This window comes from Nonomuraea deserti (assembly GCF_004348685.1).
Classification (GTDB): domain Bacteria; phylum Actinomycetota; class Actinomycetes; order Streptosporangiales; family Streptosporangiaceae; genus Nonomuraea; species Nonomuraea deserti.
In genome coordinates, this window is sequence record NZ_SMKO01000006.1 from 66,479 (window position 1) to 93,145 (window position 26,667).

Annotated in this window: 25 protein-coding genes and 2 pseudogenes; 15 read left to right on the forward strand and 12 right to left on the reverse strand. The window is 72.3% G+C overall.

What is annotated here, in order from left to right; genetic code table 11:
- Nucleotides 1-78 precede the first annotated feature (78 nt).
- From E1292_RS04200 to E1292_RS04225, 6 genes are all read left to right on the forward strand, one after another.
- Nucleotides 79-540, forward strand: coding sequence for an Lrp/AsnC family transcriptional regulator (locus E1292_RS04200; RefSeq protein ID WP_132592163.1), 462 nt, complete (start codon nt 79-81; stop codon nt 538-540).
- A 298-nt stretch (nt 541-838) separates the two neighbouring features.
- Nucleotides 839-1,369 (forward strand): toxin-antitoxin system HicB family antitoxin, encoded by a 531-nt coding sequence (locus E1292_RS04205; RefSeq protein ID WP_132592165.1) that lies wholly within the window; start codon nt 839-841, stop codon nt 1,367-1,369.
- Nucleotides 1,369-2,307 carry a DUF4097 family beta strand repeat-containing protein gene (locus E1292_RS04210; protein ID WP_246089914.1) on the forward strand — a complete coding sequence of 313 codons (939 nt, stop codon included), beginning with the start codon at nt 1,369-1,371 and terminating at the stop codon, nt 2,305-2,307. Before E1292_RS04205 ends, E1292_RS04210 begins: the two co-directional genes overlap by 1 nt.
- A gap of 14 nt (nt 2,308-2,321) precedes the next feature.
- On the forward strand, nt 2,322-3,287 hold the full coding sequence (locus E1292_RS04215; RefSeq protein WP_132592167.1) for an ATP-binding cassette domain-containing protein: 966 nt from the start codon (nt 2,322-2,324) through the stop codon (nt 3,285-3,287).
- Nucleotides 3,284-4,087 carry an ABC transporter permease gene (locus E1292_RS04220; protein WP_132592169.1) on the forward strand — a complete coding sequence of 268 codons (804 nt, stop codon included), beginning with the start codon at nt 3,284-3,286 and terminating at the stop codon, nt 4,085-4,087. The genes E1292_RS04215 and E1292_RS04220 overlap by 4 nt, the downstream gene beginning before the upstream one ends.
- Before the next feature lie 399 nt (nt 4,088-4,486).
- Nucleotides 4,487-7,213, forward strand: coding sequence for a beta-L-arabinofuranosidase domain-containing protein (locus E1292_RS04225; RefSeq protein ID WP_132592171.1), 2,727 nt, complete (start codon nt 4,487-4,489; stop codon nt 7,211-7,213).
- 105 nt (nt 7,214-7,318) lie between these two features.
- Here E1292_RS04225 and E1292_RS53445 read toward each other — a convergent pair whose 3' ends face one another.
- Together E1292_RS53445 and E1292_RS04235 are read right to left on the reverse strand one after the other, a co-directional pair.
- Nucleotides 7,319-7,495: a 2Fe-2S iron-sulfur cluster-binding protein gene (locus E1292_RS53445; RefSeq protein WP_439331877.1), complete on the reverse strand. Its 177-nt coding sequence runs from the start codon at nt 7,493-7,495 to the stop codon at nt 7,319-7,321.
- Nucleotides 7,496-7,652: 157 nt separating this feature from the next.
- Nucleotides 7,653-8,366 (reverse strand): SDR family oxidoreductase, encoded by a 714-nt coding sequence (locus E1292_RS04235; RefSeq protein WP_132592173.1) that lies wholly within the window; start codon nt 8,364-8,366, stop codon nt 7,653-7,655.
- Between the two features lie 267 nt (nt 8,367-8,633).
- Between E1292_RS04235 and E1292_RS50870 the strand changes: the two genes are divergently transcribed.
- The 4 genes from E1292_RS50870 (at nt 8,634) to E1292_RS04250 (ending at nt 10,459) form a co-directional block, all read left to right on the forward strand.
- Nucleotides 8,634-8,789 carry a hypothetical protein gene (locus E1292_RS50870; protein ID WP_165974375.1) on the forward strand — a complete coding sequence of 52 codons (156 nt, stop codon included), beginning with the start codon at nt 8,634-8,636 and terminating at the stop codon, nt 8,787-8,789.
- Nucleotides 8,790-8,886: 97 nt separating this feature from the next.
- Entirely contained in the window at nt 8,887-9,522 is a 636-nt protein-coding gene (locus tag E1292_RS04240) for a TetR/AcrR family transcriptional regulator (protein ID WP_132592175.1), read from the forward strand.
- 37 nt (nt 9,523-9,559) lie between these two features.
- Nucleotides 9,560-9,754: a hypothetical protein gene (locus E1292_RS04245; RefSeq protein WP_132592177.1), complete on the forward strand. Its 195-nt coding sequence runs from the start codon at nt 9,560-9,562 to the stop codon at nt 9,752-9,754.
- A gap of 402 nt (nt 9,755-10,156) precedes the next feature.
- Nucleotides 10,157-10,459, forward strand: coding sequence for an alpha-amylase inhibitor (locus E1292_RS04250; RefSeq protein ID WP_132592179.1), 303 nt, complete (start codon nt 10,157-10,159; stop codon nt 10,457-10,459).
- Here E1292_RS04250 and E1292_RS55655 read toward each other — a convergent pair.
- Nucleotides 10,347-11,024, reverse strand: coding sequence for an NAD(P)-dependent oxidoreductase (locus E1292_RS55655; protein WP_369334333.1), 678 nt, complete (start codon nt 11,022-11,024; stop codon nt 10,347-10,349). The genes E1292_RS04250 and E1292_RS55655 overlap by 113 nt on opposite strands.
- Between E1292_RS55655 and E1292_RS50875 the strand changes: the two genes are divergently transcribed.
- Together E1292_RS50875 and E1292_RS04260 are read left to right on the forward strand one after the other, a co-directional pair.
- Nucleotides 10,941-11,123, forward strand: coding sequence for a hypothetical protein (locus E1292_RS50875; RefSeq protein WP_165974362.1), 183 nt, complete (start codon nt 10,941-10,943; stop codon nt 11,121-11,123). The two genes, E1292_RS55655 and E1292_RS50875, sit on opposite strands and share 84 nt — an antisense overlap.
- Before the next feature lie 360 nt (nt 11,124-11,483).
- Nucleotides 11,484-13,394, forward strand: coding sequence for a sialidase family protein (locus E1292_RS04260; protein ID WP_220446662.1), 1,911 nt, complete (start codon nt 11,484-11,486; stop codon nt 13,392-13,394).
- 83 nt (nt 13,395-13,477) lie between these two features.
- On the opposite strand, the gene E1292_RS52535 is transcribed toward E1292_RS04260, so the two are convergent.
- Nucleotides 13,478-13,732: a hypothetical protein gene (locus E1292_RS52535; protein ID WP_220446663.1), complete on the reverse strand. Its 255-nt coding sequence runs from the start codon at nt 13,730-13,732 to the stop codon at nt 13,478-13,480.
- A gap of 513 nt (nt 13,733-14,245) precedes the next feature.
- Here E1292_RS52535 and E1292_RS04270 point away from each other — a divergent pair.
- Nucleotides 14,246-14,935, forward strand: coding sequence for a FadR/GntR family transcriptional regulator (locus E1292_RS04270; protein WP_132592181.1), 690 nt, complete (start codon nt 14,246-14,248; stop codon nt 14,933-14,935).
- 65 nt (nt 14,936-15,000) lie between these two features.
- On the opposite strand, the gene E1292_RS04275 is transcribed toward E1292_RS04270, so the two are convergent.
- The 3 genes from E1292_RS04275 to E1292_RS04285 all read right to left on the reverse strand — a co-directional run bounded on the left by E1292_RS04275 (nt 15,001) and on the right by E1292_RS04285 (nt 21,012).
- Nucleotides 15,001-17,580 (reverse strand): FtsX-like permease family protein, encoded by a 2,580-nt coding sequence (locus tag E1292_RS04275; RefSeq protein ID WP_132592183.1) that lies wholly within the window; start codon nt 17,578-17,580, stop codon nt 15,001-15,003.
- Nucleotides 17,577-20,609 carry an ABC transporter permease gene (locus E1292_RS04280; protein WP_132592185.1) on the reverse strand — a complete coding sequence of 1,011 codons (3,033 nt, stop codon included), beginning with the start codon at nt 20,607-20,609 and terminating at the stop codon, nt 17,577-17,579. Before E1292_RS04280 ends, E1292_RS04275 begins: the two co-directional genes overlap by 4 nt.
- A gap of 169 nt (nt 20,610-20,778) precedes the next feature.
- A complete protein-coding gene (locus tag E1292_RS04285) occupies nt 20,779-21,012 on the reverse strand; it encodes a hypothetical protein (RefSeq protein ID WP_132592187.1) in 234 nt (77 codons plus the stop codon).
- A 95-nt stretch (nt 21,013-21,107) separates the two neighbouring features.
- Here E1292_RS04285 and E1292_RS04290 point away from each other — a divergent pair, with 95 nt between their 5' ends.
- The gene (locus tag E1292_RS04290) at nt 21,108-21,620 is read left to right on the forward strand and encodes an SDR family NAD(P)-dependent oxidoreductase (RefSeq protein ID WP_220446664.1); all 513 of its coding nucleotides are present in this window, start codon (nt 21,108-21,110) and stop codon (nt 21,618-21,620) included.
- Between the two features lie 10 nt (nt 21,621-21,630).
- A pseudogene (locus E1292_RS55660) lies at nt 21,631-21,990 on the forward strand (tautomerase family protein); the annotation flags it as partial.
- A gap of 138 nt (nt 21,991-22,128) precedes the next feature.
- Here E1292_RS55660 and E1292_RS04300 read toward each other — a convergent pair.
- The 5 genes and pseudogenes from E1292_RS04300 to E1292_RS04320 all read right to left on the reverse strand — a co-directional run bounded on the left by E1292_RS04300 (nt 22,129) and on the right by E1292_RS04320 (nt 26,644).
- The gene (locus E1292_RS04300) at nt 22,129-23,346 is read right to left on the reverse strand and encodes a cytochrome d ubiquinol oxidase subunit II (protein WP_132592191.1); all 1,218 of its coding nucleotides are present in this window, start codon (nt 23,344-23,346) and stop codon (nt 22,129-22,131) included.
- Nucleotides 23,339-24,691, reverse strand: a complete 1,353-nt coding sequence (locus E1292_RS04305) for a cytochrome ubiquinol oxidase subunit I (RefSeq protein ID WP_132592193.1) — start codon at nt 24,689-24,691, stop codon at nt 23,339-23,341. The genes E1292_RS04300 and E1292_RS04305 overlap by 8 nt, the downstream gene beginning before the upstream one ends.
- 128 nt (nt 24,692-24,819) lie before the next feature.
- Nucleotides 24,820-25,680 (reverse strand): universal stress protein, encoded by an 861-nt coding sequence (locus tag E1292_RS04310; RefSeq protein ID WP_132592195.1) that lies wholly within the window; start codon nt 25,678-25,680, stop codon nt 24,820-24,822.
- Between the two features lie 142 nt (nt 25,681-25,822).
- Nucleotides 25,823-26,245: pseudogene (locus E1292_RS53450) on the reverse strand (GAF domain-containing protein); the annotation flags it as partial.
- A gap of 84 nt (nt 26,246-26,329) precedes the next feature.
- Nucleotides 26,330-26,644 carry a universal stress protein gene (locus E1292_RS04320; protein ID WP_132592197.1) on the reverse strand — a complete coding sequence of 105 codons (315 nt, stop codon included), beginning with the start codon at nt 26,642-26,644 and terminating at the stop codon, nt 26,330-26,332.
- Between the last annotated feature and the right edge of the window lie 23 nt (nt 26,645-26,667).

Below are 26,667 nucleotides of genomic sequence, written 5' to 3' on the forward strand. Positions count from 1 at the left end.
GAGCCCGAATGGGGCTTAACACGCCGAATCGATTGATTATGGGTGGCATCGGTGCAGAATTTGCGGGATCCTGCACAAATGACGAACGCGCCGGACGCCAGGCCGCTGGATGACGTGGACCGTGCCCTGATCGCCGCCATCCAGACCGACGGTCGCGCGACCCTGGCCAGGCTCGCCGAGATCATCCAGCTCAGCGTCTCGGCCACGCGGATCCGGCTGCGCGCGTTGGAGGATCAGGGAGTCATCGGGGACTATCGCGCCCGCGTCGAACCCGAAGCCCTGGGCTACACCCTGCGCGCGATCGTCCGGATGAAGGTCCACGGTTCCCTGTACGACAAGGTCACGGCCATTCTGGCCGGCCAACCGCAGATCGTGCGCTGCCTGCGCGTCACGGGAGAGTCCTGCTACGTGATGGAGATCGTCGCCACCGGCATGAGCGACCTCGAGCAGATCACCTCCGAACTCGCCCGGGTCGGCTCCATCACCACGGACCTGGTCTACGAGATGGTCGTCGACCGCCCCGTCCCCCTGCGCACATGACGCCGGCGCCGGTGGCTCCCGGGTGCTCCGGCGTCGTACGGCCGAGCGGTCCCAGCGGGAGCGACTCCGCGACGCCACGTCGATGAGGCCCGCCGGGCTGTGCATGCCCTGCGCCACCTCCCTGATCGCCGCCGCGGCGATCGCACGGGCCCGGCCCGCGGCCTGCTGCACGCCCTGACGCCGGCGGGCGGGTTGCACGATCACCTCACCCGTCCAAGAAGCTTGTCGCGTCTCCGTGACGCCATGGTGGCCACGCTTGACCGTTGCCATGGCGTCATAACGGTGTCATTATGACGCCATGGACCTTGCGCCGTATGTCGATCACCTCCGCCGCGAGCTCGCCATCGCTGCCGGGGCGGGCGGCGAGGAAGCACGCGCGCTGGCGGAACGTCTCGCCGCGACGCTCGAGTCGGCCACCCGGCTCGCGCTGTTGGAGGCTCTGTCAGCCGCCGCGGACGAGATCACCCAGGACCTCGCACCAGGCTCTGTCGAGGTGCGCCTGCGCGGGCGCGACCCCGCTTTCGTCGTGACGCCACCGCCGGGCGCCCGTTCGATCGAGGAGGGAGGCGAGATCGGGCAGGCCGAGGGGCCGTCCGCCCCGTTGCCACCCCCCGACGTCGATGACGGCGGTACGTCCCGGATCTCGCTCCGCGTCCCCGAGCACCTCAAACCGCGCATCGAGGAGGCGGCCGCCCGGGACGGGCTGTCGGTCAACGCCTGGCTGGTCCGGGCCGTTTCCGCCGCTCTCCATCCCGGTGACGCCGGTCGCCGCTCCGGCCGGCGCCCGGCTCAGCAGGCCGGCAACCGCTACAGCGGCTGGGTGCGCTGATGACCATGCCAACTCACGACGAGGGGACCGCCGTGCCGACGTTCGACACCCCCGAACCCATCGCCGCCGTCATCGACATGGCGACCGCCACCATCCGGATCAACGCGAGTGACCGCGCCGACACCGTCGTCGACGTCCGCCCGAGCGACCGGCTCAACGACGCCGACGTGCGAGCCGCCGAGCACACCGAGGCCGAGTACGCCGACGGCCGGCTCCTCGTACGGACCGACAGGGAGTACGCCGGCTTGACCTCCGGCTGGGGCCTCTCGCTCGACAGACTCGTCGAGTCGCCCGCGAGCTGGGCACGTTCGCTGCTGCACGGCCCCGGCTCGGTCGACTTGACGATCGACCTGCCGGCCGGCTCCCGCCTCGACGCGAGGACGGCGGCGGCCGTCCTGTGCCGGGGACCGCTCGGCGAGGTGACGATCGCCACCTCCCACGGGGACATCCGGGTCGAGCAAGCCGGCCGGCTACGGCTGAAGAGCACCTACGGCGACATCTCGGTCACCCGCGCGACCGGGCACGCGGAGGTCACCACCACCCACGGCGGCATCCACATCGGCGAGATCAACGGCACCGCCGCGGTCAAGACCTCCCACGGCGACGTCCGCCTCCGCGAGGTGACGGGCGAGCTGCGGCTGAACAGCGCCCACGGCGACATGACCGTGGACCGCGCCCTGGCCGGCGTCGCTGTCAAGACCGCGTACGCCAGCGTGGAGATCGGCGAGGTGGTGTCCGGCTCGATCACCATGGAGACCACCGGCGGCGGCCTGGATCTCGGGATCCGGGACGGCACCGCCGCCTGGCTGGACGTGAGCTCCAGGTACGGCACCGTGGACGTCTCCCTCGACCCCAGCGACGTCCCCGCCGAGACGGACCAGGTCGTCGAGGTGCGGGCCCACACCACCCACGGCGACATCGTCATCCACCGTTCCTGACAAAGGAGATCCCCATGCCCGACGCGATCGTGGCCGAAGGACTGATCAAGAAGTACGGCGACGTGGCCGCCCTCGACGGGATGGACCTGACCGTTCCCGAGGGAACGGTGTTCGGGCTGCTCGGCCCGAACGGCGCCGGCAAGACCACCACCGTGCGAATCCTCACCACGCTGCTCAAGCCGGACGCGGGGCACGCCACGGTGGCCGGATTCGACGTCGTCCGCGACGCGCCCCGGCTGCGCGCCCGCATCGGCGCCTCCGGCCAGTACGCCGCCGTCGACGACCACCTCACCGGCGCCGAGAACCTGGAGATGGTCGGCCGCCTCTACCACCTGGGCGCCAGGCAGAGCCGGCAGCGCGCCCGCGAGCTGCTGGAGCGCTTCGACCTGACGGACGCGGCCGAGCGCCCCGTGCAGGGCTACTCCGGCGGCATGCGACGCCGCCTCGACCTGGCCGGCGCCCTGGTCGCCAACCCGCCCGTGTTGTTCCTCGACGAGCCCACGACCGGTCTCGACCCCCGGGCCAGGATCGCCCTGTGGGACGTCATCGCCGAGCTCGTCGCCGAGGGCACGACGGTCCTGCTCACCACCCAGTACCTGGAGGAGGCCGACCGGCTCGCCGATCGCATCGCGGTGGTCGACCACGGGCGCGTGATCGCGCTCGGCACCGCCGACGAGCTGAAGGACCAGGTCGGCGGCGACCGGATCCAGCTGTCGGTGACGGACGCGGCGAACCTGGAGAGCGCCGCCAGGACGCTGGCGCCGCTGGCCCTCGGGGACATGCAGATCGACTCCGCCGCCCTGCGGGTGACGATCCCGGTGACCGGCGGCGCGGCCGCACTGACCCAGGCGCTCGGCCACCTCGCCGCCGAGCGGATCACCGTACGCGATGCCGGCCTGCGCCGGCCGACCCTGGACGACGTGTTCCTGAGCCTCACGGGACACCAGGCCGATGAGAAGACCAAGGAGACCGTGCGATGAACGCCCTGCAGCTTGCCGCCGCCGACGGCATGACGATCGCCAAGCGCAACGCCCTGAAGATCCGCAGAGCCCCCGACCTGCTGGGCGGTGTGATCATCCTCCCCATCGTGTTCGTGCTGCTCTTCACCTACGTCTTCGGCAGCATGATCAGCCTGCCCGGCATGTCGTACGCGGAATACCTGCTCCCCGGCATCTTCGTCATGACGATCACCTCGAGCGCGCAGATCACCGGCTACACCTTGACGCAGGACCTGCAGAAGGGCATCTTCGACCGGTTCAGGACACTGCCGATGTCGCCCTCGGCGGTGCTCACCGGCCAGACCATCAGCGATGTCATCATGAACGTGACCAGCATCGTCACGATGGCGCTCGTCGGGCTGCTCGCCGGGTGGCGCATCCACAGCTCGCTCTTCGAGGCCGCCCTCGGGTTCCTGATGCTGCTGCTGTTCGCGTACGCCTTCTCCTGGGTGACGGCCACGGTCGCGCTGGCCCTGCGCACGCCCGAGGTCTTCAACAACGTCGCCACCATCATGTCGCTCCCGCTGGTCTTCCTGTCCAACGCCTTCGTCGACAGCGCGCGACTGCCCGGGCCGCTGAAGCCGATCGCCGAATGGAACCCGGTCTCCACACTTGTCCAGGCCGCACGCGAGCTGTTCGGGAACACCAGTCCGGCCATCCCCGTGCCCAGTGCCTGGCCGCTGCAGCATGCGGTGCCGGTGTCGCTGCTGTGGTCGGTACTGCTCCTGGTCGTGTTCGTGCCTCTGGCCACGCGGCTGTACAAGAGGGCCGTCAGTCAATGAACCACCCGGCGGTCTCCGGTGAGAAGCGTGACAGAGCGGTGGAGCCGATCCGGGCGTCAATGGCTCCGGGAACCGGGCCTACCGAGGGGTGGCCGGTGCTCCCGCACCCCTCGGTGCGTCCCGCTCAGAGCCTCCGCACGTCCACGGAAGTCGATCCATCTGTTGTCATCCAGTGAAATTTTCACCTGCGCCGGCAGCGCGGCGTGGGCTCCGTGGCGGCGAAACTCCAGGCGGGAAGGTGTTTCGCCGGCCACGCCCAGCTCAGCAAGGCCGGCCCGCCTTGACGCCGGGTGAACGGTCGGATGTACTGCCCGGCAACGTACTCACCGAGTAGCCGGTACAGCTCCGCAAGGTGGAATGTTAACGATAACACAACGTCTGGAAGCCAAGGGGTCCCGCATGTCCTTGAGCCGTCGTCAGCTCCTTCAGGCCGCGGGTGCGACCGTCGCGCTCACGGCCGCCGGCCAGGTGGCCGGCGCGTCCCCCGCCCTGGCCGCACTCCCCTGGGCCAGAGCCGACATCGGCGTGTCGGCCTACGCGTTCGACCTCGGCCAGGTGCGGCTGACCTCCGGCCGCCTGCTGGACAACCAGAACCGCACGCTGAACTACCTGCGCTTCGTCGATGTCGACCGGCTGCTGTACGTCTTCCGGGCCAACCACCGCCTGTCCACGAACGGCGCGGCGGCCAACGGGGGCTGGGACGCGCCGGGCTTCCCGTTCCGGTCCCACATGCAGGGCCATTTCCTGACGGCGTGGGCGCAGGCCTACGCCGTGCTCGGCGACACCGCCTGCCGGGACAAGGCCGACCACATGGTCGCCGAACTGGCCAGATGCCAGGCCAACAACGGCGCCGCCGGATTCGGCGCCGGCTACCTGTCCGGCTTTCCCGAGGCGGACATCACCGCCGTGGAGAACCGCACCCTGACCAACGGCAACGTGCCCTACTACGCCATCCACAAGACCCTCGCCGGCCTGCTGGACGTGTGGCGGCTGATCGGCAACACGCAGGCCCGCACCGTGCTCCTCGCCCTGGCCGGATGGGTGGACACCCGCACGTCGCGGCTCGGCTCAAGCCAGATGCAGGCCATGCTCGGCACCGAGTTCGGCGGCATGAACGCCGTGCTGACGGACCTGTACCAGATGACCGGCGACTCCCGCTGGCTGACCACGGCCCAGCGGTTCGACCACGCCGCCGTGTTCGACCCGCTGGCCGCCAACCAGGACCGCCTCAACGGGTTGCACGCCAACACCCAGGTGCCCAAGTGGATCGGGGCGGCGCGAGAGTACAAGGCGACCGGCACCACCCGTTACCGCGACATCGCCGCCAACGCCTGGTCCATCACCGTCGGCACGCACACGTACGCGAACGGCTCCAACAGCCAGGCCGAGCACTTCCGCGCCCCCAACGCGATCGCCGCCCACCTGACCAGGGACACCGGCGAGGCCTGCAACACCTACAACATGCTCAAGCTGACCCGGGAGTTGTGGCTGCCGTCACCGACCCGGGCCGACTACTTCGACTACTACGAGAACGCCCTGCTCAACCACCTGATCGGGCAGCAGGATCCGGCCGACGCACACGGGCACGTCACCTACTTCACTCCCCTCAACCCGGGCGGGCGGCGGGGCGTCGGCCCGGCCTGGGGCGGCGGCACCTGGAGCACGGACTACGACTCCTTCTGGTGTTGCCAGGGCACCGGGATCGAGACCAACACCAAGCTGATGGACTCGATCTACTTCCACAACGGCACCACCCTGTTCGTGAACCTGTTCGCGCCCTCCACACTCGAATGGAGCCAGCGCGGCATCACGGTCGCCCAGACCACCTCCTACCCGGCCGGCGACACCACGTCGCTGCGGGTCACGGGCGATGTGAGCGGGTCGTGGACGATGCGCATCCGCATCCCGGCCTGGACCCAGGGCGCGACCATCAGCGTCAACGGCGTGCAGCAGAACATCGCCACCACGCCGGGCACCTACGCCGACCTCACCCGATCGTGGAATTCGGGCGACACCGTCACCGTGCGGCTGCCCATGCGGGTCATCATGGAGCCCGCCAACGACGACCCGAACGTGCAGGCCGTCACCTACGGCCCAGTCGTGTTGTCGGGCGACTACGGCAACACCGGCCTGTCGTCGGCCCCGGCCCTGACCGTCTCCTCGATCGCCCGGGCCGGCACCTCCTCCCTGGCCTTCACCGCCACCGCCAACGGGGCGGCGGTGCGGCTGGGGCCGTTCTACGACGCCCACGACCACAACTACGTCGTCTACTGGGACACCGGCGGTCAGGGCGGCGCCGGCGAGGCCACCTTCCGGCTGCTCAACGCGGCCAGCGGGCTGGCCCTCGGCATCCAGGACATGTCCACCGCCGACGGCGGCCTGGCCCTGCAGTGGACCGACAACGGAACCGCCGACCACGACTGGATCCCGGTCGTCGACGGCGGTGCCCTGCGGCTCCGCAACGCGCACAGCGGCAAGGTCCTCGGCGTCGAGAACATGTCCACCGCCGACAACGCCCGGGTGCTCCAGTGGGGCGACACCGGCACCGCCGACCACCGCTGGACAATCACGGACGCCGGCGACGGCTCCGTCAAGATCCGCAACGTCCACAGCTCCAAGCTGCTCGGGATCCAGAACGGCTCGACCGCCAACGGCGCCCAGGCCGTCCAGGACTCCGACAACGGAAGCGCGGACAACCAGTGGCGGTTCCTGCCCAACGGCGCGCGGCGCATCCAGAACGTGGGCACCGGGATGGTGCTCGGCGTCAGCGACATGTCCACGGCCGACGGCGCGCTCGTCATCCAGTGGGGCGACACCGGCACCGCCGACCACCTGTGGACGGCGATCGTCGACACCGGCGGCTACCTGCGGCTGCGTAACTCCAACAGCCAGAAGGTGCTGGGCGTGGAGAACATGGGCACCGCCTCGGGGTCGCGTGCCGTGCAGTGGGCCGACAACGGCACCGCCGACCACCGCTGGCGGCTGCGCTACGGGTCGGCGGCCGCCTTCCGGATCCAGTGCGCCAACGGCGGCCGGGTCCTCGGCCTCGCCGGCACCTCCCAGGGCGCGCGGGTCGTGCTCGCCGACGACAACGGCACGAACACCAACCTCTGGAGGTTCCTGTGAGCCTCCCCGGGCGCGACCGGCAGCCTGGGGCACGAGGTCCAGGACACCCCACTGCAATGCCGGTTGCGCGCGCCGAGAGGGACGGCCGACGAGAACCGCGCGTACCTATTCGAGGGCTGCGGTATTCCCCGGCGGCGCAGCGTCTTCCCTTCGGACGGCCCGCATGATCTGCCCGGGGGTGCAGTAGCCGCACCGGAAGGCGTCCTGCTCGTTGAACGCCCGCTGCACCGGATGCAGCTCACCGTCGTCCGAGTTAGGCCCTCGAAGGTGCGCCGGGACCACCCCGGCAACGCCTCCCCCTCTTCATCGTGAGGAACCGGCTCGTCAGACATGGTTCTCCTTGGGAGAACAGCCGGCAAGGCCGGTCGCAGGGACCGAACATGATCGGCGCTGGGGCACTTCCCGACCCGTGAGGATGGGATCACCCGTCCGCTGTGGGTCATATGGGCTGTCCGATCGGCCGGATGGTCAGGGTGTTGAGGTCGACGCCCGCCGGTTGGTCGAGGGCGAAGCAGATGGCCTCGGCGACGTGCTGGGGAGGCATGGCGAAGGAGGGTGCGCTGTCGCCTGGCCAGAAGGGGGTGTCGATCATGCCGGGGTTGACGAGGGTGACGCCGATGCCACGGGTTGTGGCGTACATCCGCAGGTTCTCGGCGAGTCCGGTGACTGCCCACTTGGTGGCCGAGTAGAGGTTGGCGGGGCTGTTCTTCAGCCCGGCGACGCTGCCGATGAGCACCAGCCGCCCGCCGGTGGCCTCGAGGTGGGGCAGGGTGGCCTTGGCCAGCAGGGCGGGGCCGAGGACGTTGGTGAGGACCATGGGCGGCCACAGCGTCGGGTCGCCGTCGCTGAGGGTCGCGCCTGCGGTGCGCTGGTAGTCGCTGGAGACGAATCCGGCGTTGGCGACCGCGGCGTGCAGGGCGCCGAAGTGCTCCACGGTGCGGGTCACGGCGGATCGGGTGGCCGGCCAGTCGGCCGCGTCGGCGATGAGGCCGAGCAGCCGGTCGGGGTGGCCGGCCTCCTCGAGGAAGGCCTTGAGCCTGGTCTCGTTGCGGCCGGTGACGGCCACGCGGTGGCCGCGGTCGAGCAGCAACCGCGCGGTGTGGGCGCCGATGCCGCTGGTCGCGCCGGTGATCAGTACGGTCTTGCTGGTCATGGTCGTGCTCCCAGGTGCTGGAGGTGATCGGTGGGGGTGTCTTTCCGCGTGCGGACGAAACCGGCGTGCGTGGGTGGCGCGGGCTCGCTTAGGTGGTCCGCGTGCGTGCGTGATCCGGTATGCGTGGGTGGCGCGGGCTCGCTCAGGTGGTCCGCGTGCGTGCGTGATCCGGTATGCGTGGGTGGCGCGGGCTCGCTCAGGTGGTCCGCGTGCGTGCGTGATCCGGTATGCGCGGGTGGTGCGGGCTCGCCTACGTGGTCCGCGTACGTGGGTGATCTGGCGCGCGTGGGTGCGGCGGCGATGGCGGTCGCGGCCAGGCCCATGCGCCGGCGCAGTAGCGCCAGGGCCCCGGAGAAGGTGCGCGCGACGAGGATGCCGATCAGCAGGACGGTCACCAGGAACCTGCCGCGTCGCGTCGTCTGAGTCATGGACAACTCCAACACTCGTGTTGCTGATGCCGCGTCAACCCTAGCTCGACCCGGATCCAACTGCAACGTTGGTGTTGGCTAGGATGGGCCGCATGGCATGGGATGTTGAGGGAACGAAGCGTCGCATCTACGAGGCGGCGCTCTCCGAGTTCGCCGAGCACGGCCCCGACGGGACGACCGTCGACCGGATCGCGAAGCGTGCTCAGATCAACCGTGAACGCGTCTACAACTACTACGGCGACAAGTCCAAGCTGTTCTCAGCGGTGATCCGCAGCGAGCTGGACAAGATCGCCGCCGCCGTACCGCTGGTCATCACCTGCGCTGCGGACGTCGGCGAGTTCGCCGGCCGCACGTTCGACTACCAGCGGGCTCATCCCGACCTGGCGCGGCTGGTGTTGTGGGAAGGGCTGTCGGACACCGGCAGCGTCTCGGACGAGATCGTGCGCACCGAGCTCTACGCCGGCAAGGCCAAGGCCGTGGCAGCGGCACAACAGGCCGCGCTGATCGACGACACCCTCGACCCCGCCCACCTGATCTTCCTGGTCATCGCCCTGTCGAGCTACTGGTCCGCGGCCCCGCAGATCGCCAGGATGTTGTCCGGCAGCGACGTCCGGGACAGCGCCGAAGCCGCCCACCGCCGTGCCGCCGTGGTCCACGCCGCCCGGCAGATCGCCGCGCCCCGCCGCGCAGGCACTCGCCACCCCGACGGCACCACCACGACCGGCTAGTCCCGACCAGCGAACCACCAGCGAGGAACGGACCGACGTGACCGCATGGGAAACGCGATCGCGCCTTCCGCTTTTCGACAGCCTTGACGGTCGCGGCATGATGGGCGGCGCGATCGAGGTTCAGGCCGGTCCGACCGCGCGCCTGGGGATCCCCGGTCCTGCCATGACGCGGCTGATCGATGCCGCGCAGAGTCCTATGAGCCCGGTCTCGCCGCCGCCGAGCCGGGGTTGACGCTGCGTGAGCTCCGGAAAGCGATGGCGCCGCACTTCCGCAAGATCGACGCGTGGAGCCCGCACACACGGCGAAAGGACTTGGCGAGGTTTCCCCCAGTGATGACCACTCGTCTCCGGTGACCTGGTCCCGTGTCGGCGACCGGCTCGGTCTTTTGACCGAGTGCGCCCACATTCTCTGCGACGCCTTCAGAACGTTACCGACGACACCCCCAAACCAGCAGGTCAGACGTTGTGCTGCCGGACCATGCCCATGCCGTTACCTATCTGAGATCTTCTCTTCTGTGCCTGTCTCGCCCCCTGTCCAGTCGAACGCCTGGCCGAGGCAGCAACAGAAAGGCTCGCTCATGCGGGGGAACACCGCCCGCCGTCCACGGCGAACCGAGATAAGGAGCACCACCTCGTGCGACACATCACCAGAGCGGCCCTCACCGCCCTCACCCTCACCGGCGCCTTCCTCTCAGCACCTCCAGCCACCGCCGCCGCGCCGGCGGGCAACGCCCCCTCGTGCGTGGCCGTCTGGCAGACCACGGGCTCCATCACCAAGAAGGGCTACGCCCGCAACGACTGCGATCACCGACTACGACTGAAGATCAAATGGGCGCGCGGCACCGACGGCGCCTGCCACACCGTCGACCCGGGACACACCATCTACTCCCAGGTCGCTCGAGGCCCTCGCACCTTCGACGGAGCCGACACCTGCTGACCGCCACACACAGAATGGGGCCCGCCGCGCACCTCCGGAAGGCACGCGGCGGGCCACCCGCACGATTCGCACGATTCGCACGACCCGCAGACCCGCACGATTCCCACGACCCGCAGAACCCGCAGGCCTCGGGGCGGATCGGCAAGGCCGCGCTCATGCGGATGGGCACCGGGCGGCACGATCCCCTACCCGGGCTCCTCACGGAGGGCCGGAGCCGGTGCGGACGTTGCGCGTCCCGCGTTCCCGCCGCTCCGGCCCTCCGTGGGGGGCGACGATCACGTTGGGCAGCCTGAAGGGGGTTGCGCGGGCGCCAGTCGCGCTGTTTCGCGGGCTCCTCCTCCAGGTCGTCCAGTGCCGCGCCGGCGATCCATCCCTCGGTGAGCGCCTGGTGGAGCGCCGCGTCCTCCAGGATCGGGCCGCGACCGGTGTTGATGAGGATGGCGGTCGGCTTCATCCTGCGGAGCGTCGTACGGTCGAAGGTGTGGTGTGTCTCCGGGGTGAGCGGCGCCTGGATCACGAGGCAGTCGGCGCCTTCCACGAGCTGGTCGAAGGACACCGGCCGCACCGCTTCGTGATCGCCGTGGCGGTGGGGCTGCCCGCGCTGGCGACCGCGGCGGCGCTGATCACCCGTACCAGGCCGGCGCTCGCCCGCCGGCCCCTGTGAACACCGGTCCCCGGCTGCTCGCCACCACCGGGGCGGCGTGGTCGGGGCCTCCGCCTTGACGTGATCAACGGTGTCGGCCCGGGGTGACGCGACCAACCGTCACCCCGGGCCGGTCCTTGCGCGGTCCACGGTTCCTTCCGTGCCGGGCGCTCCGGTGCGGCGGGCCGGTAGGAGGGCCGGAGCGGCGGGAACGCGGGACGCGCAACGTCCGCACCGGCTCCGGCTCCGGCGCCGGTCACGCCGTCACGAACCGGCAACACCTCCGCCCTCTGGCGATCATCCCCCATTCAGTCTTCCTTAACATCCAACGTGGGACGTAGGATGTCCTCTCAAACTTCTGCTGCCAGGAAGGGCGAAGACATGCACGATGGTCATCCCCCGGAGAGCCGTGCCGGGCGATCCCGGCGCCGCCGGGCGGGCGCCGTCATGGTGCTCGCGGGCTTACTCGTCGGCGTGCTGGGCGCGCCGGCGACCGCGGCGCCGACGGAGGCCCCCGAGACCGGCGCGACCGCGCCGTTCGCGGACGAGCAGGTGCTCTACAAGCAGGGCGACTTCGGATACGCCTGCTTCCGGATCCCCGCCGTGGTGCGGGCCACGGACGGCACGCTCCTGGCCTTCGCCGAGGGGCGGGTGCAGGACTGCGGCGACGACGAGGACATCGACCTCGTGCTGCGCCGTTCCGCCGACGGCGGGCGGACCTGGGGACCTTTGCAGGTGGTCTCGGAGGGGAACGGCACGACCCACGGCAACCCGGTGCCGATCGTCGACGAGCGTACGGGGCGGGTCGTCCTGGTGAGCACGCACAACGGCGGGGAGCCGTGCCCCAACGGCTGTGACCGCGATCCCTGGGTGCAGGTCAGCGACGACCACGGCGCGACCTGGTCGGCCGCCAGGGAGATGACCGAGGGCAAGCGTCCGGAGTGGAACTTCTGGTACGCCACCGGCCCGATGCACGGCATCCAGCTCGAGCACGGCCCGCACGCCGGCCGGCTGGTCGTCGGGGCGAGTTACGAGAGCTGGGACCGGGTCGGCGCGCACGCGTACGGCACGCACCTGCTCTACAGCGACGACAGCGGGGTGACCTGGAACATCGGAGCCGAGACGTCCTACGACGACGGCACGATGATCGCCCAGGAGGTCACCGTCGTCGAGCTCGACGACGGGCGGATCTACGCCTCCGCCCGCGAGCGCGGGACCGACGAGGGCAGCCGGGCGTACGCGACCAGCAGCGACGGCGGCGAGACGTGGGACGCTCCGTTCCGCACCATGCCGGCCCTCGCGACGACCGACGTCCAGGCGTCGCTGCTGCGGTTCGGGGAGAAGCGCATCCTGTTCTCCTCGCCGATGCACCCGGGCGCCCGGGAGGCGATGGGGATCCGGTCGTCCTACGACGAGGGGGAGCACTTCGAGACCTGGGACGAGGGCAAGGTCTTCCACTGGGGGCCGTCGGCGTACTCGGACATGGTGCGGCTGGACGGCGACGAGGCGGCCCTGATGTACGAGGCCGGCGACGTGTCGCCGTACGAGCAGATCCGGTTCGCGCGGTTCAACGAGGCGTACCTGGAGACGCCGGACGGCACTCCGCCCGGCATCCCCGGGCCCCCCGCGCCCGGCCCGACGACGCCGGACAGGTCGCCGCACCGCAACGAGGCCCATGTCCGCGGTGGCGCGCAGACCACCGACGGGCGCTTCGGCGACGGGCTGGCCCTGGACCGGGTGGACGACCGGGTGGAGGTGGCGTTCGACGACTCCATCGACCTCGGCGCGAAGGACTTCACGCTGACCTCCTGGATCCGCTACTCGGAGACGGCCGGCGCGCACGCGATCTTCTGGTTCCACCGGGTGGACCGGGGCACCAACCCGCCGGCGCTGTGGCTGCGGGCCGAACCGGCCGGCAACCGCATCCGGGCGGTCCTCGCCGTCGACCGGTTCGACGTGACCGTGCAGTCGCCGAGCGCGTACAACGACGGGCAGTGGCACTTCGTGGCGCTCCAGCGGGTGCGCGGCGAGCTCCGGCTCCTGGTGGACGGCGTACAGGTCTCGTCGGCGCCGGTGCCGGCCGGTTCGGTGACGCTCGGCAAGGAGTTCGGGCTCGACGGAATCCACGTCGGACAGCGGTTGGACGGTGCGGACCGCTTCCGCGGGACGCTGGACGAGGTACGCGTCTACCGCCGCGCCCTCACCGGCGCCGAGCTGGACCTGATCCGGGAGCGGAACCTGCCGATCGGCGGCCGGCTCGGGCTGCGGCTGCCGTTCGACCACGTCGGCTGAGAGAGACGAACCGCCCGGCGATGGCGCTCGCGGAGGCCCGCGGGCGTCATCGCCACGCCTGACCATGGAGATGACGGGAGACGCTACGCCCCGGGGAAGAGCTCGGGCATTCGGGCGCGGGCCAGTGGCCTGAGCCGTTCGGCGAGCGAGGCGTCGACCGAGCCGTACGGCCACCGGACCCGGGTGCCGATGTCGGCCCAGTCGCCGAGGTTGGCCAGGAACTTGTCCAGCGCGGCGCCGGCGTACCCGCTGCGCTGGAGCGGCTGGACGTGCGCGGCGAGGAACTCGCCGATCCGGCGCTCCAGGTCGAGTGCGGCATCGGGTCGCGCGGCCATCATGCGCTGCCATGCCATGGCGCCGGCCGGGTTGAGCGCGGCGATGTTGGAGTAGGAGCCGGCGGCGCCGTGCCGCCGTCCGGGACGCGGGTCAGGAAGCGCAACACCTCGCCGCGCGACAGCGGCAGCCAGTCCGGCAGCGTCACCTGGATGGCTCGCCGACGGTGTGGAACTCGCCCGCGGTGCCGTGCGTGTAGAGGCCGTCGAGTCCCGCGGCGACGAGCGCGTCGAGCGCCGCCTCGAGGCCGCGCCCAGTCGATCGACTCGTCGTCCCGGATGGGCAGCAGGACCGTCGCCCAGGTGCCGCCAAGCGCTCCAGGCGTCAAGGCCTGCACGGCGCCCCGCCGACCGTTCCGTACACGTAGGACATCCTACGTATTGAATGAGAGGCGAACAAGCGAGGGTCGTCCGGTGGCCCGTCCGTGTAGTCGGCGTAAAATCTCCTCCACCGCCTGGCTCTCGGGGACCGAGAGGTGGGATGTTCGGCACAAGGTCTTCGACGAGCCTGGAGGCAGCATGCCTACGCGTGGCGGCGCGTCCCTTCAGGAGCGCATCGTCGCCCTGATCCACGAGCGCGGGCTGGCCCCCGGAGCGCCGATGCCGACCGAGGTGCAACTGATGGACCTGCTCGGGGCGAGCCGCAACAGCGTCCGCGAGGCCGTGCGGGCCCTGCGGGCGCTGGGCATCGTCGAGATCCGGCACGGACATGGGACGTTCGTCGGGCACGCGTCGCTCGACGTGCTGACGCCGTCGCTCGCCTTCCAGGTGCGTTCGGGCCAGGGCGGCGGGATCCGCGCCCTGCACGATCTGGTCGAGGTGCGCGAGCTGCTCGAGACCGGGCTGATCGGCCAGGTGGCCCGGAGCACCAGCGCCGCCCGCCTCGCCGCGCTGGACGCCCTGGTCAACGGCATGGATCGGGACCGCGAAGCCGATCGGGCGTTCCACGCGCTGCTCTACGAATCGTGCGGCAACGAGCTGGTGCTGCAGCTGATCGGCCTGTTCTGGGACGTCTACCACGAGGTCGAGCCGACACTCGGCCCGCCGGAGGAGCGGACCGCGGAGATCATCGTCAACCACCGCCGGATCGTGGCGGCGCTGCGCGCCCGGGACGCCGAGGCCGCCCGGGAGGCGATGCGGCTGCACTTCCGCGACGTCAAGGCGCGCATCGCGCGGGCGAAGGCCCGGCCGCTCCCCGCGCCGACCTGACCCGCGCCGACCCGATCCGCCCCGACCTGATCCGTCCCGACCCCATCCGGGTCGGGCTGTCCTGGTCAGGGGTCGCCCACGCGGAGGGCGGCGTCGAAGTGGCGGCGGCTCATGGCGATGTGCGCGTACGCCCCGAGCACGGCGCACAGGCCCAGGCCGGCCACCAGCGCCACGGGCGTGAGCAGGCCCGGCGTGTGATCGGCGACGGGCAGGCCGCCGGCGAACGCGGACACGTCCACGCCCGGCCCGAGCGCGGCCGGCAGGCCCAGGCCCAGAGCCAGGCCCACCGGCGCCGTGACGAGGACGACGGGCAGCAGCTCCAGCAGGGTCAGCCGCCGGGCCTGCTTGCCGGACAGCCCGAGCGTGCGCAGGAGCGACACCGCCCTGGCCCGCCCGGCCGCCCCGGCGACCAGCGACAGGACGATCGCGACCAGCGCGTACGCCCCCAGCGCCACCGTCACCACGACCATCGTCGTGCGTACCGTCCCGGTGAGCGGGTCGGCCTGGATGGCCGCCAGCGCCGCCTCCTGCGTCTCCACGGTGGCCGAGGGGACCAGCCGCGCCAGCTCGGCGGGCGAGGCGTCGCCCTTGATCAGCAGGGTGTTGGCCGCGGGCCAGGGCAGCACCTCCCGCGGCACGAGGAGGAACTGCCCGCTGGAGTAGAAACCGGGCACCGCGTCGATCACGCCCCGGGCGGTCAGCCGCACCGGCGACAGCCACATGATCTCGAAGGTGTCCCGGCCGCCCAGGGCGGGCGAGAGCAGCGCCGACGTGTCCCCGGACAGCGCGGGCAGGCTGATGGGCGCGCCCTCGTTGACCCGCCGCCACTGCGCGAGGTCCACGGCGACGGCGTACGGCCGCTCCCCGGTGGCCCCGATCTGCACCCGGCCCGTCAGCGCGAGCGCCACCTGCTCGACCCCGGGGGCCCGGCGTACCCGCTCGATGGCGTCGGGCGAGATGTCCGCGACAGACGTCAGCTTGATCGGCGCGCCCACCTTCTGCCAGGACGCCAGCCGCTGCGTGGTGGTGATCCCGTCGTGGACCACCGCGGCGAACACCGACAGGCTCAGTGCGGGCAGCAGGATCAGCACCGGCAGCGCGCCCGTGGACCGCCCTCTGGCCGCCCTGGTCAGCCCCAGGAACGGCACGGCCGCCCGCCCCCGCGCGGCCAGCCGGACGAGCAGCCCCAGCGGGTACGGGTAGCACCGCAAGGTGATCAGCGCGGCCGCGAGCGCCAGCGCGACCGGGATCACCAGCAGGAACGGATCCTGCTGCGCGGTGCCGGACGGCCCTCGGGCCCGCAGCAGGTACGCCCCCGCCAGCGCGAGGACGACGACCAGCGCCTCCGCCGTCACCCGCCGCGCGGACGGCCGGGCGGTGACCAGATCGGCACGGCGCTCCCCCAACGGCGTGCGATGCGCGAGCACCAGGCGTGCCACGGCGAAGGCCACGGCGGTGACGACCACGACCGCCGGTCCGAGGTGCACGATCGGCGGCACGGGCCCCGGCAGGAGGAACGACAGGGCGTACCCGGCCAGGGCCGCGGGCCCCACCGTGAGCGCGGTCAGCGCGGCCCCGGCCGCCGCCAACTGCCGCAGCGAGGCGCCGCGCGCCCGCGCCAGGGCCAGCGTGCGCTCCATCCGGTCGGTCAGCAGCCGCACGCCCAGCGCGATCACGCCGAGCGCGACCGCGAACAGGCCCCCGAGCACCAGGTACATGACGGTCCGCGCGGCGGACAGCGCGGTCAGGAAGCCGGCGATCAGCTGGGGCAGCCCGGTGACCAGGCGGTAGCTGACGGTGCCCGTGCCCTGGACGTCCACCTGCCGCCGGAACTCCGCGACCGCGGCTTCGACGCCCGGCACGTCGAGGGCGCTCGCGGCCCGCCCGTCGAGGGGAAGGACCCAGCGGTAGGCCAGGGTACGGGCCTTGTTGGTGAGCGCGCTCAGCCCGTCGTCCGACATCAGCGTCGTGGTGTGGAACTCCTCCGGCCCGTCCGCCGGCACGACCCTGGTGACGTGCAGGACATCGGCGTCGTGGCTCCAGGATCGGTCGGCCGGGTCCCTGGCCCTGAAGACGCCGACGATCCTCGCGGCGGTGTGGGCGCTCTCGCCGAGCATCCTGGTCTGGCCGACGCGCAGGCCCATCCGGTCCACGGCCTCCTCCACGACGCCCACCTCGATGACCGGGATCGTCGCGCCCCGGTACCGCATGGTGGACGGCTTGCCGGGCGCGCGGCCCCGCACCCATTCCACGCGCCGGCCGGCGTCGGACAGCCAGCCGAGGTTGACGAAGGTGCGGGTCCCGCTCGTCTCGTTGACGGGCGTACGGGAGGTCTTGGCGCTGATGTGGCCGCCGGGCCCGATCAGGGGCCGCAGCGCCGCCGGGAGGAGCCGGCGCCAGCGGGTGCCGCCGGCCTCGAACTCCGCGCGTGAATGCAGTTCCCCGGCGGGCAGGGCCGGGGCCGCGGTGACGGTCAGGTCGGTCCGCACCGCCACGGTCGCGGCCAGCGACCGGCGCAGCGCCTCGTCGAACGACGCCTGCATCGTCCTGGGCAGCCCGGCGACGAGCAGGCAGGCGACCGCCGTCAGCACGACGAGCAGCGCCGACGTGCCCGCGTGCGCCCGGACGCCCAGGGGGATTCTCACCGCTCCTCCAAGGTCTGTCCCCGCCACATGCGCCGGGCCAGCCCGGCGACGATCGCGACCAGCACCGCCGTCACCAGGGCCAGCATCGCGGCGACGGCCGCCCACGGGATGTGGAACAGCACGCCGGGCGTGACCGCCGACGCCTGCCCGGTCAGGACGACGCGCGGGACCACCAGGTTCCCGACGACCACGGCGAGCGCGGTGCCGGCGGCGAGCGACAGCCCGATGACGAACGCCTGCTCCGTGGCCAGCATCCCGAGAACCTGGCGGGAGCCGGTGCCCAGCGCCCGCAGCACGGCGAACTCGGCCCGCCGCTCCCGCGCCGCGACCACGGCGTTCACCAGGAACCCGAGCACCGCGAACCCCAGCGCCGCGGCGAACCCCAGGGTCAGCGCGCCCTGCAGGGCGCCGGCCAGCGGATCGTCGCGCAGTTCGGCCGCCAGTTCCCGGCGGTCGACCGCGGTCACGTCCCATTGGGGGTTGCGGCGGAGGATCTCCCGCGCGGGAGCGGTGTCGGCGGCGGCGAGCCACCATTCGGTGGCGGGCCGGGACGGCTGCGCCGCGGCCAGCTCGTACGCCTGCAGCGTCTCCCAGTCGGCGAGCACGGCCTGCTGGTCCGGGGCGCTCGTGGGCATGCTCGCCACGATGCCCACGACCTCGACCCGCACGACCCGGCCGGCGAGGCGGACCGTACCGCCCTGCCCGACGTCCAGCTTGAGCGTGGCGGCCAGGCCGGACGTGAGCACCACGGGCAGCGGCCCGGGCTCCCGCGGCGGCCCGAAGGCGATCACGCCCCGCGGGTGAGCGACGGCCCCGGCCACCGGCACGTCCCGGCCGTCCGCGCCCAGCCCGGTCAGCCTCAGGCCGGCCTGCTCGCCCGCGACGAGGCCGCGTACCGACAGCGGGTAGGTGATCGTGCCGGCGCGTCCGGCCAGCGGGGCCAGGTCGAGCGCGATCCGGTTGCCGCCCTCCCGCAGCTCGCCGAGCGGCAGGTCGAGCCACACGCCCAGCGCGTCGGACAGCACCAGCCGGGCCGGCACGGCGGCGCGTGACTCGACCCGCACGGTGAGCTCGCGCGGCCGTCCGGGCAGCTCCAGCCGGCCCGCCCGATCTCCCGCGAGGGCTGCGGACAGCTGCGCCACCGTCCGCGCCGACAGGTCGGGGCGAAGGCGGAACAGCTCGCCGAGCCTGCCCGCGTCCAGGGCGAGAAGCAGCGCGCTCTCGCCGCCCGCCCCGGTCGCCGCCCGGAAGGCGGGGGAGGCTGCGGTGACGCCGGGCAGCGCCGTGAACGCCGTGCCGCGGCCGAGCGCCCCCAGCTCGGGCCCCTCGGACGGCCCCGACAGGCGCAGGTCGGCCGCCGCCCGGTGATCGGCCTGGTCGAGCTGGGAGGCCTGCCAGGTGGAGGTGGTGGCCATGGAGACGACGCCGATCGCGATCGCCAGGGTCAGCAGCAGGGCGGGGCCGGCGTACTTGAGCGGCCGCCTGCTGACCTGCCAGGTGCCCAGCGCGGGCGCGAGGGTGGGCCGGCGCGCGGTCAGCCGCTCGGCCAGCCGCGACGCGCGCGGCACCAGCCGCAGCCCCAGCAGGCCGCCCGCGAGCAGGGCCAGGGCCGGGCCGGAGATGATCAGCGGGTCGATGCCGAGCCCGCCCGCCGCCGTCGCGGTGACCGGCGCGCCGTAGCGCTGGAGCTGCCAGATCGCCAGCGCGGCCACCACCAGCAGCGCCAGGTCCGCGCCCGCCCCTTGGATCAGCCCGCGCCGGCCGCCGCGCCCGCGCGCCGACTGCTCCTCCACGTACGTGCGCCGCGCGCCCGCCACGGCCGGCAGCGCCAGCAGCACGGCCGCGGCCAGCGCCACCCCGAACGACACGAGGAACGTGCCCGCGTCCGCCTGCGGCGCCAGCCGCACTCCCGAGGCGCTGATCCAGGGCAGCAGGCCGATCAGTGCGAGCAGCGGCGGCCCGAGCAGCGGCGCCACGATCGCGCACGGGACCGCCACCAGCAGCGCCTCGCCGCCCGCCAGCACCGCCAGCCGCGCCGCGCCCGCGCCGCGCGAGCGCAGCAGCGCCACCTCCATGCGCCGGTGGTCGGCCAGCAGCCGCGCGGTCAGCATCAGCGCGTACGCGGCCAGCAGCAGCAGCTGCAGCACCGGGATCAGCACCGTGGAGCGGGCCACCAGGGACGCGGTGTCGAGCTGGGTGAGGAGATGGGGCAGGTCGCCGGCGGTCAGGCAGTTCGCGCAACCGGCCGCCGACAGCCGCTCGCCCACCCGGCCGACGGCCTCGGCCAGCGGGCGCAGCCGCTCGGGCGTCAGCGCGCCGAGATCCGGCTCGGCCGCCCATATGGCTCGCACGCCGGTGGCGAAGCGCGCGACGAACGTCTCCTGCGTCACCATCAGGGGCCCGTACGTGGTGTACTCGCCGCGCTCCACTCCCCTGCTCAGCAGCTCCTCACCGGCCCAGCGCTCACCCACGGGGTCGTCGAGCCGGAAGACGCCGACGACGCGGACCTGGACCGGGCGCCCGTCGAGCCGCGCCTTCGTGACGAACTCCCCGCCGGGCTCGAACCCGGTGGCCGCGGCCGCCGGCTCCGAGATCGCCGCCTCGACGGCCTGCCCGCCGGTCCGCGGCCACCTGCCCGCGGCCAGCCGGGCGTGCCGGTCGAGCCCGTCGTGGCTGCCGAACCGCAGCAGCCCGGGCGTCTCCTCGCCGTCCTGGCCCGGCATGACGTACGAGTCGGAGCGCAGGCTGGTGGTGACGGCCGGTGGGGCTCCGTAGGCCGCGGCGAGCTCGTCGCGCACCGTCCGGTCGTACCGCGGGAAGGTCCTGGCGTTGACCTGGGCGCTGATCGTGGTGGTCGTCTGGCGGTACGAGGCCGTCTCCACCGCCCTGCGCACGCCCGCGCCGGCGACGGAGGAGGCGTACATCGTCAGCGCCACCAGCGTGGTGGTGGTCAGCAGGATCGAGCCGAACGCGGCCAGGAGGAGCAGCGGCTCGCCGAGCGCCCGCTTGACGACCAGCGGCCCCCGCATTTTCTCTCTCCTTCCCCGATGATTAGACCTTCGGGGCCCGGCTGTACGGGGGCAAGGGTGATAACACACCTGATACGCGCATGTGACCGTCCGAACGTCGGACGGCGCAGGAGCAGGGCCGCGGGGACAGCGGCGCCCGCCTGCCCCGGTCGCTCACAGGCGGAGGCGCTCAGCCGGGACCGTCCAGGAGGCGGTCACGGACCGCGGTGAGGATCTCGTCCGACAGCTCGTCGTCTGCGCAGGCCCGCGACAACATCATCGCGCCGACGATGGTGGACAGCTCGACGAGCACGTCCTCCCGCTCCGCCCCGTCGAGCCGCCGCAGCGCGTCGATGAGGTCGCGCAGGCCGCCGGCGAACGCCCGGCGCAGCGGGTCGCCCGGCTCCGCGTGCGCGGCGTCCACCGCCAGCGTCGGGCAGGGACAGCCGAAGCCGGGGTGGTCGCGATGCGGGGCGGACAGGTAGTTCGCTGCTGAAGCGCGGCGCGGCGAAGGTCTACGTGACCGCGCGCAAGCCCGCCCCCAGCGACGACCCGCGCATCCTGCCCGTCCCCCTCGACGTCACCGACCCCGAGGCGGTCCCGGCTCTCGCCGCGCAGGCCCGGGACGTGAGCATCGTCATCAACAACGCGGGCGCGCTGTTCCCGTCGCCGCTGCTGGAGGCGGACATGGCCGACGTGGTCGCGACGTTCGACACCAACGTGTTCAGCGCCCTGCGGGTGGCGCGCGGCTTCGCCCCGATCCTGGCGGCGAACGGCGGCGGCGCGCTGATCGACATGCACTCCATCCTGTCGTGGGGCGCCGGCGCGGCGGCCTACGGCGCCTCCAAGGCCGCGCTGTGGTCGATCACCAACTCGCTGCGCGTCGAGCTGGCACCGCAGGGCACGCAGGTCGTCGGCGTACATCTCGGCTCCGCCGACACCGACATGGTGCGACACGCGGCGGATGAAGGCGGCACTGTCCGGCCCGGTCGAAGGGCTCACCGTGGCCATCGGGCGTTGACACCGGTCTAAGGAGAGAACCATGCCGCTCTGGCACGTCTACCACCCCACCGGCGCCTATTCCGAGCAGCAGAAACGCACGTTCGCCGAGGACGCCACGGAGTTCTACGCCCGGGTCGGGCTGCCGAGGTTCTACGTCGTCACGCTCTTCCACGAGGTCCCGCGGGCGTCGTTCCTCATCGGAGGGCGGCCGGCGGATGACACCGTACGGGTCGTGATCGAGCACATCGCCCGCCACGCCGAGGATCCCGGCCTGCGCGCGCGCATGGGCGAGGCGCTGGGCCGGCTGCTCGCCCGGCACACGCTCGACCGCGGGCTGCACTGCGAGTTCCACGTCGACGAGACGCCACGGGACCTGTGGATGATCGACGGGCTGCGCCCGCCCCCACGAGCAGCGACGCGGAGGAGCTGTGGGCGCGCGAGAACCGGCCCGTGCCCTACGACGTCACGCCGAGCTCCCCGTAGCCGGCGACCTGACCGTACGCGCGCCACCGCGCGGTCGCGGGACCCGCTACGGCCGTCAGGTCTGCTGGTCCGGCTCCGCCGTCACGAGGGCGAAGGTCGCGATCGCGCAGGCGACCAGGCAGATGACGCCGAGGCCGAGGAACCAGCCCGGATCGGCGAGGACGGTCACGCCCCCGCCGATGACCAGTGTGGAGCCGGCGAAGGCCATGAGCCGGCGGCGTCCGGCGCGGCGGGCGGCGGAAGGCGGTGAGGGAGGCCCCGTGTCGGTGAGGGCGCCGGGGTCCAGATCGCCCCGGAGGAAGAGCCGGAACAGCAGGACGAGCGAGGGAACCAGCACGATCGCGCCGCCGGCGACGGCGACGACGACGGCGAGCAGCGTCGATCGGCCGGCGGCGGCCTGCTCGACCGTGAGGCCGGGCAGGAAGCGCGGCCTCTGGGCCATGGCCCAGCCCGCGACGATCGCCGCGACGGCGACCGCTGCCGAGGCGCGGGCGGGGCCGAAGCGCTCGCGCCAGACGAGCAGCAGGGTCGCGATCCCGGCCACGCCGGAGACGGCGACCATCACGGCGCCGCCGTCTCTGGTCAGGCCGGCGAACAGCGGCGGGGCGTCGTAGCTGACGACGATGAGGCCGGCCAGCGCGAACGCGCCCGCGCATCCGCCCGACGCGAGGGCGCGGGCGCGGAAGTCGCGCTCCAGGCGTCTGGAACCGAACCGGCGCGCGTCGGCGGCGAGGTAGACGGCGGCGAGATATCCGCCGGCGGCGACCGCGAACCCGCCGATGAGCAGCGAGGTGGGGTTCAGCCAGCTGGTGACGAGGTTCCCCGCGGCGTTGCCCACCGGGACGCGCCCGGAGGCGATCGCGCCCGCGACCGTGCCCAGCGCGAACGGCGTCAGGATCGAGGAGAGGGCGAACAGGTACTCGATCGGCCGCTCGCCGGCGGCGCCCTCCAGCTGACCGCGCAGCGCGTAGGAGGCGCCCCGGAGGATGATCCCGACCGCGGCGGCGAACAGCGGCACCGCCAGCGTGGACGTGATCGAGCCGAAGGCCACGGGATATGCCGTCCAGCACACGACCAGCACGAAGATCAGCCAGACGTGGTTGGCCTCCCACACGGGTCCCATCGCGTGGCGCGCGTGGTGCCGGATCGCCTGGTGACCGGCTTCTCCCCGGCCGGCCAGCAGCGTCCAGAGCCCCGCGCCGAAGTCCGCGCCGGCCAGCACGGTGTAGGCGGCCAGACCGGCGAGGATGAACACCATGGGGATCTCAGTCATCGTGGCCCTCGATCGGCACGCGGCTGAAGCGGTGCAGCAGCCATGCGATGCCCCCGGCGAGTCCCAGGTAGACCACGATCAGGGTGCCGTAGCCGATGGGTACCCCGGACGCGCCGGTGACAGCCTGGCTGGTTCGCATGATCCCGTACACGATCCAGGGCTGGCGCCCGACCTCGGTGGTGATCCACCCGCAGATGAGCGCGACGACCGACAGCGGGCCGGCCAGGACGACCGCGCGGAAGAACCAGGGCGAGCGGGGCAGCCGTTTGTGACGCAACCGGACATAGAGGTAGATGCTGCTGAGCAGCGCGAGCAGCGTCCCGATGCCGACCATGCTCTGGAAGGCCAGGCGTACGACGTTGACCGGCGGCTGGTCCTCGACCGGCACCGTGTTGAGGCCCTGAACCGTCGCGTCCGGGTCGTGGAAGGCCAGCAGCGACAGCAGGCGCGGGATCGCGAAGCCGTAGACGACCTCCTGGCCGTCGTACCAGCCCAGCAGGTGCTCGGGCGCGCCGCGGGTGGTCTGCCCCAGCCCTTCCAGCGCGGCCAGCTTCACCGGCTGGTGCTGCGCGACCTCGCGCGCGGCCCAGTCACCGATGATCACCTGCAGCGGCGCGGCGACCGCCGCGGCCGACAGCGCGACCGTCAGGGCCGTGCGGCGGTATCGGTCCCGGCGGCCGCGCAGGAAGCCCCACGCGTACGGGGCGGCGACGAGAAAGCCCGCGACGATGAAGCCGGCGAAATACATGTGGACGAACTCGTGCCAGAAAAAGCCGTTGGCGAACAACGCCGACCACGGGTGCGCATCGACGGCGCGGCCGTCCTGCATCCTGAACCCGGCCGGGTGGTTCATCCAGCCGTTGACGGAGATCACGAACAGTGACCCCAAGACCCCCGCGATCGCCACGGGGATGCCCGCCAGGAAGTGCGGGAGTGGCCGCAACCGGTCCCACCCGTACACGTAGATCGCGATGAAGATCGCCTCGGTGAAGAACGAGAAGCCCTCCAGCGTGAACCCCAGCCCGAACACGTCGCCGAAATCGGCCATGAAACCCGGCCACAGCAGCCCCAGCTCGAAGCTGAGGATCGTCCCGGTCACGACGCCGATGGCGAACAGCGCCAGCATCACCTTCGACCAGCGCCTGGCGAGCGTGCGGAAGAGCATGTCCCCCGTCCGCAGGTAACGCCACTCGCAGAACAGGACCATCGCGGGAAAGGCGATCCCGAAGCACACCAGCGGGATGTGCACGGCGAGCGACAGCGCCTGCATCTGCCGCGCCTCGAACAGATATTCCTGGTCGATCGATGCCAACGCGCCGCCGAGAGCCGTGATCGTCGCGCTCATGTCGTCTTACACCTCTGGCCGTGCCGACCGCGCGTACAACCGGGCAGCTGGGTCGGGTCCATGACGAAGACCTCCGGCATGGTGGAGGCGCCTGGGATCGACACTAAGCAGCCTTTCGTAACTCCCTGTCAGGCTCGCCGGGCTGCCGGCAGGGACCGCGCGTTCCGGGGGCGTACCACGGCGACCGGGCAGGTCACGTGGTGCAGCACCGCGTGGCTGACCGAGCCGAGCACCGCGGAGGCGAAGCCGCCCAGGCCGCGCGAGCCCACCACCACCAGGTCCGCCGTCCCGCCCGACCGGATCAGGACGTCGGCCGGATGGCCGACGACCTGCTCGCCGACGATCCGGACATCCGGGTTCTTCTCCTGCCAGGGCGCCACGCGCTCGGCCGCCCTGCGGATATCCTGCTCGCGCGCGCTCTCGATGAGCATGCCGTATCCGGCCGCCAACGGCGGGGCGATCGGCATCTGCCAGGCGAACACCACGTGCAACGGCAGGCCGCGGACGCGGGCCTGGTCGACGGCGTACTTCAGGGCGGCCTCGGAGCCGTCGGAGCCGTCGTCCCCGACGACCACCCGCCCGTACCTCACGACGGACGGCCCGCGGACGATCACGACCGGTCCGGTGGCGTGCCCGGCGACCCCCAGGCCGACCGAGCCGAGCACGAGCCCCGCGAACCCCCCGAGCCCCCTGCTGCCCAGCACCACGCTGTCCGCGGACGCCGACTCACCGATCAAGGCGTCGATCACGTTGCCGGGCAGCAGTTCCGTGGTCACCTCGACCTCTCGCGTCAGGCCCCGTGCCCGGTCGGCGGCCGCGGCCAGCGTCCCGGCACAGTGCCTCGTCCCCTCGTCCCCGTAACGCCATTGCTCGCACACGTGCACGATCCGCAGGCCCAGCCCTCTGCTCTGGGCGTCGGCGGCGGCCCATTCCACGGCCGCCCTCGCCGGTACGGACCCGTCCACGCCGACCACGATGTGCCTGGCCATCACGCACCTCCTCCGCTTTCCTCCAGCCTCGCGCGGTGCCGGCACCCTGCGCAGGAGGCCGAGGTCCCGGACCGTCAGGGCCGTTGGTCCTTGCCCGGCCGCCCGCAGCGGGACCCGGTGCACAGGGCGACGCTCGCCTCGTGCCCATCGGCGGATGGCCCGGCGGGAAGCCGTACGACTCCGGGTGGTCGGAGATGCGGCGCAGCCGCAGCGGCCGCGCGTCCCTGATCAGCAAGCCGAGCAGGCCGAGACCGTGCGGCCGGTGCTCGATCCTCGCGATCTCCTCCTCGCTCAGTCCCACCGGGATGAACTGGATGAGCGTGCGCTTCTCCCCGACCACTCCCAACGCCCCGTAGCCGGCGTCGACCAACGTGGTCGCCGTCTCCACGATCCGCCGCAGCACGGTCTCCAGGTCCAGGTCGCTGCCCACGGACACGACTGCCTCGAGCAGGGCATGTACCCGATCGCGCGTGGCCGGCACGGCGTTCAGCCTCGTCTGCAGCTCGGCCAGCAGCTCATCGAGCCGCATCTGGGGCAGCAGCGGATGATGCTCGCTCTCCGACATACCGCTCAGTTTCGCACCTGGACGGCACGTCGCCCATCGCGGGCCACAGGGTGGGCGCCGCGCCCACCGGCCGGCGGCCGGATGTCAGGCACGGACCACCGCCACCGGGCATCGGGCGTGGTGCAGGACGCCCCGGCTGACCGAGCCGAGCAGCATCGAGCCCAGGGTGCCGCGTCCGTGCGAGCCCACCACCAGCAGGTCCGCTCGTTCGGACGCGTCGGTGAGCGCGTCCACGGGATGCGTGGAGGGGACGTCCTCAATGATCTTCACCTGGGGACGGCTCCCGGCGAAGGCTGCCAGCCGGTCGCGCGCGACCTGGTGCTGCGCCGTACGGACCTGGTCCATGTCGTAGACGATCGCCGGTGCGTAGACATGCACCGGGAGCTTGTGGTCGTACATCGGCCGACCGACGACCGGTCATC

Bases quoted from the DNA above. Each gene is read 5' to 3' on its own strand.
- E1292_RS04260 (WP_220446662.1), top strand. From the start codon at position 11,484: ATGCACGATGGTCATCCCCCGGAGAGCCGTGCCGGGCGATCCCGGCGC.
- E1292_RS04205 (WP_132592165.1), top strand. From the start codon at position 839: ATGGACCTTGCGCCGTATGTCGATCACCTCCGCCGCGAGCTCGCCATC.
- E1292_RS04320 (WP_132592197.1), bottom strand. From the start codon at position 26,644: ATGTACGACCACAAGCTCCCGGTGCATGTCTACGCACCGGCGATCGTC.
- E1292_RS04305 (WP_132592193.1), bottom strand. From the start codon at position 24,691: ATGAGCGCGACGATCACGGCTCTCGGCGGCGCGTTGGCATCGATCGAC.
- E1292_RS04215 (WP_132592167.1), top strand. From the start codon at position 2,322: ATGCCCGACGCGATCGTGGCCGAAGGACTGATCAAGAAGTACGGCGAC.
- E1292_RS04200 (WP_132592163.1), top strand. From the start codon at position 79: ATGACGAACGCGCCGGACGCCAGGCCGCTGGATGACGTGGACCGTGCC.
- E1292_RS04240 (WP_132592175.1), top strand. From the start codon at position 8,887: ATGGCATGGGATGTTGAGGGAACGAAGCGTCGCATCTACGAGGCGGCG.
- E1292_RS04220 (WP_132592169.1), top strand. From the start codon at position 3,284: ATGAACGCCCTGCAGCTTGCCGCCGCCGACGGCATGACGATCGCCAAG.
- E1292_RS04270 (WP_132592181.1), top strand. From the start codon at position 14,246: ATGCCTACGCGTGGCGGCGCGTCCCTTCAGGAGCGCATCGTCGCCCTG.
- E1292_RS04225 (WP_132592171.1), top strand. From the start codon at position 4,487: ATGTCCTTGAGCCGTCGTCAGCTCCTTCAGGCCGCGGGTGCGACCGTC.
- E1292_RS04310 (WP_132592195.1), bottom strand. From the start codon at position 25,680: ATGGCCAGGCACATCGTGGTCGGCGTGGACGGGTCCGTACCGGCGAGG.
- E1292_RS04210 (WP_246089914.1), top strand. From the start codon at position 1,369: ATGACCATGCCAACTCACGACGAGGGGACCGCCGTGCCGACGTTCGAC.
- E1292_RS52535 (WP_220446663.1), bottom strand. From the start codon at position 13,732: ATGATGGCCGCGCGACCCGATGCCGCACTCGACCTGGAGCGCCGGATC.
- E1292_RS04300 (WP_132592191.1), bottom strand. From the start codon at position 23,346: ATGACTGAGATCCCCATGGTGTTCATCCTCGCCGGTCTGGCCGCCTAC.
- E1292_RS04235 (WP_132592173.1), bottom strand. From the start codon at position 8,366: ATGACCAGCAAGACCGTACTGATCACCGGCGCGACCAGCGGCATCGGC.
- E1292_RS04280 (WP_132592185.1), bottom strand. From the start codon at position 20,609: ATGCGGGGGCCGCTGGTCGTCAAGCGGGCGCTCGGCGAGCCGCTGCTC.